The sequence below is a fragment of the Candidatus Phytoplasma asiaticum genome, from assembly GCF_015100165.3.
Taxonomy (GTDB): Bacteria; Bacillota_I; Bacilli_A; order Acholeplasmatales; family Acholeplasmataceae; genus Phytoplasma; species Phytoplasma citri.
Window position 1 is genome coordinate 265097 of record NZ_CP097206.1, and the last position, 12583, is coordinate 277679.

Below are 12583 nucleotides of genomic sequence, written 5' to 3' on the forward strand. Positions count from 1 at the left end.
AAGTCATATTGACTTAAATAAATTAAAAAATGATCACCAAAAATACGTTCATAACCAAGACAATCCGAAACTAGTTCAAAAGAACAAAAGGTCAAGAATAAACATTTAACCAGTGGTGACACGAAGTTAAACCCTAAAAAGGGATAAATTATGGAAAGCGGTGTGCTTGGAAACTTGCTTGCACCGTTTGGACGGGGGCTGTTTGTAACATTTGATAACTATCAAAGAAACGCAAATAATCTATCCGTATAAAAAACAACTAATTCGAAAGCATTCGCAAGGTCAGCAGTTATGGAAAAGGTGTGAATCCCTAAACAGTTAAAAAATGTTGTTAATAAATAAACCTCAATGGCAAGTTGTTATAAGCCAAGAGCTCTAAGGCGCTTAATTTAGTAAATCTTTCGCGAATTAAGATTATTCCTAGTAAATCCTTCAATGGATAGCTTAGAGAACAAAACTCGTTCCTAAAAAAATAAATAATTTTTTTAAATAAAGAACGTAAACTGTACCTAAAACTGCACGTAGAATTTATGAGTAACTTTGATCTCCCTAAAAGAACCTTCTTAGGGTTAAAACTAGCAGTGCTAGGCTCAAGGGAAAAGCGAAACTTAGAGTAGTCGTCAGTTTAATTCTGGAATTGGAATATTCGAGAAGAACCTGATCAAGGCGAAGGGTAATAACCTTTACATGGCGAAAGAGTTTCAATATCTTAGATTATAAGATATTAGGCGCCGGATGCTTGGAAACCTGCTTGTCCGGTTCTGTGGGGGGCTAGCTTGGAATATATGACGAAATTAATTTGTTATTAAACTCAACTATTCTATCCCGATTATTCTAATTAATGAAAAAAATTAAAAATATTTATTTTTTCTTTATAATTATCATTATTTTAATCATTATTTATAATTCATATAATACGATTAAGTTAAATAAATCTGATTTTAAAATAATAAATAAATCTGATAATAATTCCGAAGATCAAATATCTGAAAATAGTTTTGAGTCAACTTCTACAATGCAAACATATTTATCAACGAATAAAAATTTTTATGATATTTTTGATGCAAAAGAAAATAATAAAAATATTATATTTTCCAAAGTTATTAAATCTATTTATAATGAAAAAAATGAAGATGTTACAATATACTCATTTTCTTTTTACAATAAAGAAGGACAATTAGTGAGAAAAAAATGTTTTAACGAAAATATATTTTATACCTATCATTATAATAAAAAAAATCAATTAGAATATCGGGGCGCCAAAGAGGCCTAAATTTCGCGCTATCTAACCAATAGCCAGGGTCGATAAACCTTGAAAGGAGATGGTCGGTCCGGAAAATGAAAATATGTCGGATTATAGCAGACCATAAAAGCGGGTTGCGACGAAAGCAAATTAATCAATAAGACTCCGCCACCGAATAATTCCATGGAGAAGCCTGCGATGGCCTAAGAAGGAAAACTGATGTAATCTAATAACCTGTCACGGAAGTTGCTTAAACGGACAGTCCAGAATCTATCAATATTTGCGATATGTATTGGATAGCTTATCAAATAAAGAAACCTGGAATCAGCCTCCAAAAGAGGATACTTCCCCTAAAGAATTAAGGTCGAAATTTAGTGTAACTTGGAGAATCCTAAAACTAGGTAATTAAATTTACTAATCCGGAAATAAAAGTTCGGATGGTCAAGGATAAAGAATCTTTTTAGTAGTCGTAAGAGTAAACCTAAATTTGGAATAATTTAGTTAATCGGCTTACCAAGAAGAGAGTTAATCACTCTTATAGGGCGAAAGAAGATAGTAATTTACTATTTATTCAATGGTATCAAGAAAGAGGTTGATATTATGTCAACAACGGTTTCACCCGAAACTAAACTTTCGCGAACATGGAATAAAATTCAACATCGTTCATCAAACGGTTACTCTCTAAAAAGAGAATTACAGCAGGGGATGAATAATTTTTATAATACGCTAGCAGCATTTAATAAAATTGCTGCTAACAAAGTGGCGGGCACACCCGGAATTGACAATGAAACCATTTATGGGATTAATCTAGAGAAACTAGAAAGATAACATCAGGAATATGTCAATAATGGTTATAACCCGAAACCAGTTAAAAGAATTCTCATCCCTAGTGATAACAAAAGAACTAGACCTCTGGGGGCTACCCACTATCAAAGATCGACTAATACAAAAATGTCTGGAACAACTCCTAACTCCCTACTTCGAAGGAATTTTCTCAGAATGGAGCTTTAATGGAGGAACTGATTAAAGAAGGAAAGCCAATTAAGAAAGGTAACCCAGAATATAGGAAAGCATGGCTAAAAAACCAGTACCATCAACTGGGGGATTGATAGTTCTCTTAACCTAAATCCAAAACCTAGAGTTGAATACATCCGTTACGCTGATGATTTTATCATTGGCGTCAAAGGTGAGTATGACAAAGTCGAAGAAATTAAGAACCAAGTGGTCCAATGGCTAGAAAAAGACTTGAAACTTACCATTAGTAAGAACAAATCAAAAATTGTGAAAGCCAATAAAAGGACAAGGTTTTTATCCTACATGATAAAGGTAAATCCCACCAATAAAACTCTTACAAGGAAATCCACCAGGAATTCTTTAAACGACCAAGTACAAATCCAAATTCCGAAGGAGAAAGCCAAAGAATACGGACATAAATATAATTGGTTAAAAGAGGGAAAGGTAAAACACGATGAAACATTAGCAGAGAGAGATGAATTAGAAATAATTAGAACCTATCAAACAATTGTTAGAGGAATTAACCAATACTTTTGTTTAGCTAACAATCTCGGTGTTTTAACCCATCTAAACTATCTAGCTGAATATAGCTGTTTGAAAACATTGGCAAGAAAATGGAAAAAATCAATGGCCAGAGTTCGAAAGAAACTCAATAGAGGTTCAACTTGGGCTATTCCTTATCTTAATAAAGGGAAAATCCAATATGAACCGTGGGCTGTCTACTCTTGGGATAAAATCAAAAAAATGCGCAACTATAAGGGAAATCCGGATATTACCATCAATAGATTTTTATTCCAGAGTCGTACACATCTAACTGACCGCCTAAAAGCGGAACGTTGTGAGAACTGCGACAAAACAACCCAACTTCAAATTCATCACATTGGGACGGTTCGCAATGCGAACTACCAAAGTATCATGAATAAAAGTACCAAGGTATTGTGTAAAGATTGTCATCGCAAGATAACCAATCAACAAATACATGATATTAAAAAGAATAAGGACGATAAGAATAAATAGCTAATTAACCGCGAGGGGAAATTAGTTCTCGCAAGAGAGTAAATTATGGAAAGCCGGATGCTTGGAAACTTGCTTGTCCGGTTTGGACGGGGGCTGATTGTAAATAAAACAGCAAATATAAATCGCTGCATAAAACGCAATTAATCTATCCGTATTATAAAACATTATGATGAACCTTTTATTCCTGAATCTCATGATCAACAAGAAATAGATAATAAATATTTTTATAATGAAAATAATCAATTAGTTAAAATTACGGATAAAGATAATAAAATTAAAATTATTTATGAATACGATAATAAAAATATATTAAGAAAAAAAATTAAATTTTATTTCAGTCATAATGGTGATTGTTATAAAAATGTTTTTATTTATAAATATAATAAACAAAATGACAAAGTTTATAAAATATATAAAGAACTTATAAAGCCTAACAAAAATATATTTAGTTTTTTCAAACCAGAAAAACATATAAAATTCCACAATAAAATTTTTTATGAATATAAATATAATGATAAAAAACAAAAAAATTTAAAGATTTGTTATTTTAAAGATAAAATCATTAAATTTAAATATCAATATGAAAGTTTGTAATTTTATAAAAATTAAAAAATAATTTCAATATATTAATTAATCAAATATTATTTATCTTAATTAAAAAAACAAATTATAATTTTTAAAAATTATAATTTGTTTTTATTTTTTTATTATATAAACGATTTAAATTATATTTTTTACAAAAATTTAATAATAAATTTAAATTAATATTTTCTTTATAAGTTTGTGTGTAATCAAAAGATAAAGGAACTGTTTTATCAATAGTTATCAATAAACGATTTAAATTAATTCTATCCTTAAATGGTTCTATTTTGTTTCTTAAATTATCAGGAATTTGTTTTAAATTAATTAACAAATTATCTAAATTATTAAATTTATGCAATAATTTAAGAGCAGTTTTAGGACCGACGCCTGGAATTCCTATAATATTATCAGAATTATCTCCAATCATACTTTTAAAATCAACTATTTGTTCAGGTTTTAACTGATATTCTTTTTGCAATAGTTTCGTGTCAAAATTACTGACATTTGTTAAACCTTTTTTTATTAAACGAATAGTGACATAATCATTAATTAATTGCAAAAAATCATGATCACTAGAATAAATATCTGTAGTTATTTTTTGAGAACTAGCTTGTTGAGCAATAGTTCCGATAATATCATCTGCTTCATAACCTGTTTGATAATGATATTTCACTCCAGAAATTTTTAAATATTCCTGTATCAATACAATTTGATCTATTAATAATTGAGGTATAAGAGGGCGACCTTTTTTATAATCTAAATAAATTTCTTTTTTTTTAGTTTTTCCTTGTGTATCGAAAGCAACTAAAATATGATTTTGAGTTTTTTCTAAAATTTTTTCAAACATATTGATAAAAATCATTAAAGCATTAAATTTATTTAAATTATTGTTATTTTCAATATTATTTGTATCATCGAGATAGATTAACGCGGTTTAGAAAGAAGAAATAATAATAACTTGCTTCATATTCGCAATTAGCCTCCCACAGAACCGGACAAGCAGGTTTCCAAGCATCCGGCGCCTAATATCTTATAATCTAAGATATTGAAACTCTTTCGCCATGTAAAGGTTATTACCCTTCGCCTTGATCAGGTTCTTCTCGAATATTCCAATTCCAGAATTAAACTGACGACTACTCTAAGTTTCGCTTTTCCCTTGAGCCTAGCACTGCTAGTTTTAACCCTAAGAAGGTGCTTTTAGGGAGATCAAAGTTACTACATAATTCTACGGGAAGTGTTAGGGGCAGTTTACCATCATTCAAGTTAGGAATATCTGTAGAAGTTTGATTAATTTAGATGGAAAAGTGTAGGAAGGGGTCAATTTATTTTTAACCTAATTGATAATTTACATAATACCAAAAAGCATATTATGTATCTTCTCTAATTCTGGTAGCAATATCTTACCAAAATGTTTTAATTAAACCACTCTATTTAACCGCTTAGGGACTTGCACCTTTTCCTTGACTTCTGGTCTGGCGTCGACTTGTTGACTAGATATTTCGTCTCATCTCGCTTGCGTGCTTTTGCTGTTATCAACTATTCTTTCGAACTAGTTGATCAAGCCCACCTTGTGGTGTTTACGTGACCTCTAGAGAAATTATCACTCTAGGCTATGCGTTAAATAGCAGAATTATGAGCATCTTTTGCGCCCTTTTCGTTTATAAGCGGTAGCATAGTAAGCACGAAAAATAAGTGCATGTCCATCTACTAAAATTAAATGTTTCATAAATTTTATTGTCCCTCATGAATTAAACAAATATTTATTTTTTATTTTGAATCTAAAAATTTATTTATTAAATCTTGATAATCTGTTGTCGAATCTTTTTTAAAATTTTTATTATCTATTTGTTGAGTTAAAGTTTTTTGTTTTTCGATAAAATCAATCAATAAATTAATTTCTTGATTAGTTGTACCGGAACCTTTAATAATACGATGACGACGACGATTATTATTAGCGATTAACTCTGGATTCAATCTTTCTTTATGTGTCATACTTTTAATAATAGCTTCGAATTTAATTATTATATTATTATCTAAAATATTTAAATTTGATATTTTATTACTTATTCCAGGAATAAAATTTAAAATTTTTTGAAATGATCCCATTTTTTTAATTAAATTTAAATGTTTTTGTAAATCATAATAATTATAATTATCTTGGAATAGTTTATCTATTAATTCGGCATTTTGTTTGGGATCTATTTTAGCTTCTATATTTTCTATTAAAGTAGATAAATCACCCATACCTAAAATTCTAGAAGATATACGATCAGGATAAAAAAGTTCAAAATTATCATCATTATGTTGTTCTGAGCTAGAAATAAAGCGAATAGCTAACTTAGTAATATATCTAATAGATAAAATTAAACCACCTGAAGTTTTAGCATCCATTTTGGTCATAATTACCCCTGTAAATGATAATTTTTCATTAATTTTTTTAATTTTTCCTGATATTTGTTGACCCCCTAAAGCATCTACAACCATCAATGTTTCATCGGGTTTAATATTTTTTTTAATTAAAGATAAATTATCTATACTAGCTGTATCTTCAGGAGAAAATCCGGTAGTGTCGATGATAACAACTTGAAAATGATGCTTTTTAGCATAATTAATACCGTTTAAAATAACTTCTAAAGAATTATTTGTATTATTATCATTATAGACATCAATATTTATATTTTGACCAATTTGTTGTAATTGTTGAATACCACCAGGTCTATGATAATCTGCTGCAATTAATAAAATTTTATCTATTTTTTGTTTATTTATGAAAAAAGCTAATTTACCTGCAACAGTTGTTTTTCCGCTACCTTTCATTCCTATTAATAAAAAAATATTTAATTTATTATCTTGGAAATTTAAAGGTAAAGATTTATTTCCTAAAATATTAGTTAAAGTGTTTTGAATTATTTTAATAACTTGTTGTTGAGGGGTTAAACCTTTTAAAAGTTGCATATTTAAGGTTTGTTGTTTAATTAATTCATTAAATTTATTTACTACTTCATAATCAACATCTGCTTTTAATAAAGCAGGATTAATTTCTTGCATGATATTATCAAGATCATTTTGTTGAATATATTTTTTATTACCAATTTTATTAATTATTTTTTGAATACTTTTACTTAAAAAATTCATGAATAACTCCTTTTTTATTAGATTAACGTTTGGTTAATAAATATTTTTTTATTTTAAAAATGATTATGTATGATTTAATTTTTATTAATTTTCAAATAAACAATTAACGTAATTATGAATATCAAATTCTAACAAATCATTTGGTGCTTCTCCAACGCCTATATATTTTGTTTCTAACTGATATAAATGTTTAATCGCTAAAATTAAACCTCCTTTAGAAAAATGATCAAATTTAGTAAGAATAATGCCAGTGACTGGAAGAATTTTGCTAAAAGATTCTACTTGTTTTAAAGCTTCTTGCCCTGTCATAGCATCTAAAATTAAAAAAATTTCATGCGGAGCTTGAGGATTATATTTCTTAATAACTCTATCTATTTTAGCTAATTCTTGCATTAAATTATCTTTATTTTGTAATCTTCCAGAAGTATCGCACAAAATAATATCGTAATTTTGATTTTCACTATACTTTAAACCTTCAAAAATTACACTTGCTGGTTGACTATTAGCTTTGGAAAAAAAATTACTTTTAGAAGTATTACTCCAACTTTGTAATTGTTCTATAGCTCCAGTACGGAAAGTATCTGCCGCTATTAATAAAACTTTTTTATTTTGTGCCGTTAATTTAGTAGCTAATTTACCTATAGTAGTAGTTTTGCCTGAACCATTCACTCCCACAAAAAGATAAATTTTTGATTTTTTTATTGAAATATCATTTTTTATATTTTTTGTTGTATTTTGTTTATAAAATAATAAAATTTGATCTCTTAAAAAATTTAAAAAATATTTTGGTTGAGATAAATTTTCAGATGAAATATTTTTATGCATTTGACTAATCAAATTTTGAGTAGATTCTATACCTAAATCCGATTTAATTAATAAAATTTTTAATTCATCCAATAAATTTTCAGTTAATTCATTTTGTAATTTAATTTTTTGGACCCATTCAGATATTTGATCTTCTTGTACATTTTCTAAATTGAAAAAAAATTTTTTTTTCTTTTGAGTTTTTTCTTTAAAAATTTTTTTAAAAAAATTAAACATAAGTTATTTATTTTCCTTAATGATATATAAAAATAAAATTATTAATAAATATATTATAAAGTGTATGTAATTTAATTTGTATATAAATTATTATTAATCTTTTTCATCATTTTCTTTTTTATTATTTTTCTTATAAGAAATAATCTTTTTACATTTTGGATAAGAACTACAACCTAAAAATTTACCATATTTGCTATTTCTTTCTACCATAAAAGAACCACAATTAGAACAATTTTGATTTGTTATAGTTATAGTTTTTTTCTTTTTTTGATCAATATCTGAATTTTTACATTTAGGATAAGAATTACAACCTAAAAAAGTACCATATTTACCAAAACGTTCCACCATGAAATCTCCACAAACAGAACATTTTTGTTTTGTAGTAATATTGGGTATGGTATTAATATTATCATTAGCATATATAAATAATTTAATAAAATCATCGTAAAATTTTTTTAAGATGGTAACTTTATCCATTTTACCGTTAGCAATTTGATCTAATTGTGCTTCCATGTTGGCTGTATATTTAACATTAATAAAAGAATTAAAAAATTTCATTAAAACTTCATTTGTAATTAACCCTCTTTGAGTACAAATCATTTTTTTCTCCTTAATTTCAACATAATATCTATTTTTTAAAGTTTCAATAATATGAGAATAAGTTGAAGGTCTACCGATTTTTAAATTTTCTAAATTTTTAATTAAGGAGGCTTCGTTATAACGAGGTGGTGGTGAAGTCATTTGAGATTTAGCTATCACTTTTTGAGGCAAATAATATTTGTGCTTTTCCCAATCAGGTAATAATATTTCTTTAAAATTAGAATAAGTTGTCGTTTTGAAATAACCATCAAATATTATTTGATAACCTTCTGTTTGAAACAAATATTTTTCTATTTCGAAAATAAATTGTGTTTTGTTAATAATTGCTGCAGTCATTAAACTAGATATAGTTTTTTGATAAATTAAATTATATAAAGATAATTCATCTTTAGTTAAATAATTTTTAATTTCTTGAGGAGTTCGTTTAATATCAGTAATACGAATAGCTTCATGAGCTTCTACGTTATTTTTGGAAAAATTATTTAAAATATTATTAACATAAGAAGAGCCAAATTTTTCAGAAATAAATTTTTTAGCTTCTCTTATAAACTCTTGAGACATACAATAAGAATCAGTTCTCATATAAGTAATCAATCCGATTATTTCTTGGTTTATTTTCACACCTTCGTAAAGTTTTTGAGCAATTATCATAGTTTTTCGTGAATTCATTCCTAAATATTTAAATGATTCTTGTTGTAAGGTGGCTGTAATAAATGGTTTAGGTGGTTTGCTTAAGGTTTTAGTTTTAATTACATCTTGTAAATAAAATTGTTTATCTTTGAGCTGATTTATAATTCGATCCGATTCTTCCGATTTAATTTTATGTTTTTTGGGGTCAACCATTAAATTAGCGGTAAAATCTCCAAAAAAAGCTTTAATTAAAAAATACTCTTCAGGAATGAATTCGTTATGTTCTTTTTCGCGTTCAGCAACCAGTTTTAAAGCTACTGATTGAACACGTCCTGCTGATTTAGAACGAATACGATGTACTAAAGATGACAATTTAAAACCGATAATTTTATCCAATATTAAACGAGTTTCTTGTGATTCTACTAAACGTTTATTAATTATGACAGGATTGTTAAAAGCTTTAATAACAATATTTTTATTAATTTCACTAAAAAAAATTCTATTTTTATGTAAAGGATTTAATTTTAAAACTTGAGATAAATGCCACGCAATAGCTTCGCCTTCTCTATCGAAATCAGTAGCTATAAAGACCTTTTTATCTTTAGTTTTAGAAATCAATTCTCGAACTATAGATTCTTTACCTTTAATAATACAATAATCAGGTTTAAAATTATTATTAATATCAATTCCTAAATTATCTTTACCTTTTAAAGATAAATTGCGTATATGTCCTTTTGAAGATAAAACTAAAATTTTATGATCAAAAAAACTACTAATAGTTTTAGCTTTGGCAGGCGATTCTACAATAATTACTTTTGACTTCATAATTAAAATGCTCCTTACAGAAATTATTAAAAATTAATAAAACGAATTTTTCTATTATAAATTCTTTATTTTATTTATTAGTCCAAACTTTTAAAGTAATTATATCACATTAAAGAAATTTAAATCAAAATTAACAGGACCTATAAAACCATTAGAAACTTTATGTAAAATCATTTCTAAAACTTTATTTTCATCAAGAATATTATTTTTTGTTAAATAAAGATTTTTTTGCGCTATTTTATACCATAAATTAGGTGATTCTAATTCTTGTTCATCCAACTTGAAGCATTTTTTTAAATTTTGATAATAATGTTTTTTCAGATAAGTTAATAAATATTCTACAATAGGCAATTTTGGATATAAAGTGGATTTAATGCAACCGCAAATAGCCAAATTATATCCAACATAAGGATCGCTAAATTTATGATATAAAATTCCAGGAGTATCTAATAATTTCATGTTTGGATCTATTTTGATCCATTGCATTTGTTTTGTGACACCTGGTATATTAGCAATTTTAACAACCTTTTTATTAGCTAAACAATTAATTAATGTTGATTTACCCACATTAGGAATACCGGTAATCATTAATCTTAAAATTTTATTTTTCCGAAGGGGATTTTTTATTTTTAAAATCTTATATATATAGGATTTAATTTGGTGGATATTAATTTTTGATTTAGCATCAATCCATAATACTGGTATTTTATGTTTTTCGAAAAAATTTTTAAAAATATTTATTTTAGACATATCAGCTAAAGATATTTTATTTAATAATAATAAAAATGGCTTGTTATTAAATGTTTTCAATAATTCCCAATTAATACTTGAATAAGGTATTCTGGCATCTAAAATTACTAACATTAAATCAATCATTTTTAAACATTGATTTATTTCTTTAAAGGTTTTTTTCATATGACCAGGAAACCATTGAATATAAAATTTACTCATTATCTTACTCTTCTTATTTTTTTCATAAAATAATAATTATTAAAATTATTAAATTTTATTATTTATTATTTTTATCATTTTTATCTAATTCTTGTTTTAAATTGTGTAGATACAATTTTAAATCTTGATCAGGAACAAAAATTTTTTTACTATAAACCTTATATATTTCTTCGCCGGATATCAAAATAATAGCTAAACCGATTTTATCTAATAAAACATGATAAAGACGTTGTAAAAATAATTTTCTAGCCCAATAAAAAGGATTAATTAGATTAACTGAAGTGCTCAAAAAATTCATTACTTTATTAGTTTTTTGAATTTTTTTTAAATATTTTTTATTTATTAATTTGAATTTTAAAACCATAATTTGTCTCAAAGTCATACGTTTAAAAATACACAAAATTTTATTTTGAAATAAAATATCAATTCTTTTATGTAAATATTCTATTAATAATAAAGTTTCTCCAAGATTTAATTCTAAACAAGGAGAAGTCGATTTTGGATAAAAAATAGTTGCTATTTCTAAAGTTAATTTTTTTATTTCTTGAAACAATATTTCTATATATTTTTGGGGATTTTCTTGAGTTTTGTCTAAAAACATTAATTGATGTTTTTTAATTAATTTATTGACTTTTTCATTTTCTGCTAAATCTTCTTCTTTATTAAAAGAAATTTTAAAATCTTTATTAAAATTTTTAACAATAAAAAATAAATATATCAGAGAAAAAGTAACACCTCCAGCACTAAATCCAGCTAAAAAAATTCCCAAAAATTTTAATTGATTCCATAAATTATTAACCAAAAACATATTCAAGTTTCCTTTTAGATTTATTAATTATTAAATATATAAGGATAGATTATTTGCGTTTTTTTGACAGTTATCAAATATTATAAACAGTCCCCGTTCAAATGGTGCGAGTAAGTTTCACAGTACACCGTTTTCCCTAATTTATCCCACTTTATGTAGCTACTAATTAAATGTTTATTTTTTACCTTTTGTGTTTTTTAAGATTTTCGATATTATATATTTTTTGTCTTGTTCGCTTACGATGACCAATCTTAAAAAGTATAATTTGATCGCGTATTCCATAATGTTCGCTTGCAACCATTTCGGGATAGTTTTGAGCACTTTTTTCGGATTTATTAATATAGATATAAATATAATTTTTTATGGAGGACCTCTTAGTTGATGGCACCAAGGTAACCTTAAATATCGATCTTAAGAAGATAATTCATGCAATTGTTCCAGGACTTTTTCGATTGTTCTATCTTGGATTAAAAGTCTGGTTTTATCTTTTCATTTGGAAAAATGCACTCTTTTAACCAGTTCGGGATTGTCTTGGTTATGAACTTATTTTCGGTGATACTTTTAATTTGTTTCAATTTAGTTCATCTTCTGTTTACTCTGGGGTAGTTTCTGCTTTTATATTGGTGGCAATCCGGTCAAACGTTAAGAATGTATTCGATAATTTTTAAGAACGTTTAATAATCTTATTAATTTTTTACCCCTCCGACTACTAAAAATTGACTTTATCCTTAAGCCTA

General features: G+C 26.3%; 7 protein-coding genes and 1 pseudogene. 2 read left to right on the forward strand and 6 right to left on the reverse strand.

Features of this window, described 5'->3' with window-relative positions; translation table 11 throughout:
• Nucleotides 1–841 precede the first annotated feature (841 nt).
• Both H7686_RS01185 and H7686_RS01190 read left to right on the forward strand, forming a co-directional pair.
• A complete protein-coding gene (locus tag H7686_RS01185; RefSeq protein WP_193622167.1) occupies nt 842–1273 on the forward strand; it encodes a hypothetical protein in 432 nt (143 codons plus the stop codon).
• Between the two features lie 570 nt (nt 1274–1843).
• Nucleotides 1844–3274, forward strand: a pseudogene (locus H7686_RS01190) (reverse transcriptase domain-containing protein).
• A 676-nt stretch (nt 3275–3950) separates the two neighbouring features.
• Here the strand turns inward: H7686_RS01190 and H7686_RS01195 are convergent.
• From H7686_RS01195 to H7686_RS01220, 6 genes are all read right to left on the reverse strand, one after another.
• A complete protein-coding gene (locus tag H7686_RS01195) occupies nt 3951–4781 on the reverse strand; it encodes a 5'-3' exonuclease (protein ID WP_444517564.1) in 831 nt (276 codons plus the stop codon).
• 842 nt (nt 4782–5623) lie between these two features.
• Nucleotides 5624–6991: a signal recognition particle receptor subunit alpha gene (locus H7686_RS01200; protein WP_193621982.1), complete on the reverse strand. Its 1368-nt coding sequence runs from the start codon at nt 6989–6991 to the stop codon at nt 5624–5626.
• Nucleotides 6992–7075: 84 nt separating this feature from the next.
• Nucleotides 7076–8032 carry a signal recognition particle-docking protein FtsY gene (gene ftsY / locus H7686_RS01205; RefSeq protein WP_193621981.1) on the reverse strand — a complete coding sequence of 319 codons (957 nt, stop codon included), beginning with the start codon at nt 8030–8032 and terminating at the stop codon, nt 7076–7078.
• A gap of 93 nt (nt 8033–8125) precedes the next feature.
• A complete protein-coding gene (gene topA / locus H7686_RS01210) occupies nt 8126–10087 on the reverse strand; it encodes a type I DNA topoisomerase (RefSeq protein WP_193621980.1) in 1962 nt (653 codons plus the stop codon).
• A 99-nt stretch (nt 10088–10186) separates the two neighbouring features.
• On the reverse strand, nt 10187–11038 hold the full coding sequence (ylqF, locus tag H7686_RS01215; RefSeq protein ID WP_193621979.1) for a ribosome biogenesis GTPase YlqF: 852 nt from the start codon (nt 11036–11038) through the stop codon (nt 10187–10189).
• A 58-nt stretch (nt 11039–11096) separates the two neighbouring features.
• Nucleotides 11097–11846: a hypothetical protein gene (locus tag H7686_RS01220; protein WP_193621978.1), complete on the reverse strand. Its 750-nt coding sequence runs from the start codon at nt 11844–11846 to the stop codon at nt 11097–11099.
• Nucleotides 11847–12583: the final 737 nt, after the last annotated feature.

Excerpts from the sequence above, each read along its gene's own strand:
- H7686_RS01185 (WP_193622167.1), top strand. The coding sequence starts at position 842 with ATGAAAAAAATTAAAAATATTTATTTTTTCTTTATAATTATCATTATT.
- H7686_RS01200 (WP_193621982.1), bottom strand. The coding sequence starts at position 6,991 with ATGAATTTTTTAAGTAAAAGTATTCAAAAAATAATTAATAAAATTGGT.
- ftsY (WP_193621981.1), bottom strand. The coding sequence starts at position 8,032 with ATGTTTAATTTTTTTAAAAAAATTTTTAAAGAAAAAACTCAAAAGAAA.
- topA (WP_193621980.1), bottom strand. The coding sequence starts at position 10,087 with ATGAAGTCAAAAGTAATTATTGTAGAATCGCCTGCCAAAGCTAAAACT.
- ylqF (WP_193621979.1), bottom strand. The coding sequence starts at position 11,038 with ATGAGTAAATTTTATATTCAATGGTTTCCTGGTCATATGAAAAAAACC.
- H7686_RS01220 (WP_193621978.1), bottom strand. The coding sequence starts at position 11,846 with ATGTTTTTGGTTAATAATTTATGGAATCAATTAAAATTTTTGGGAATT.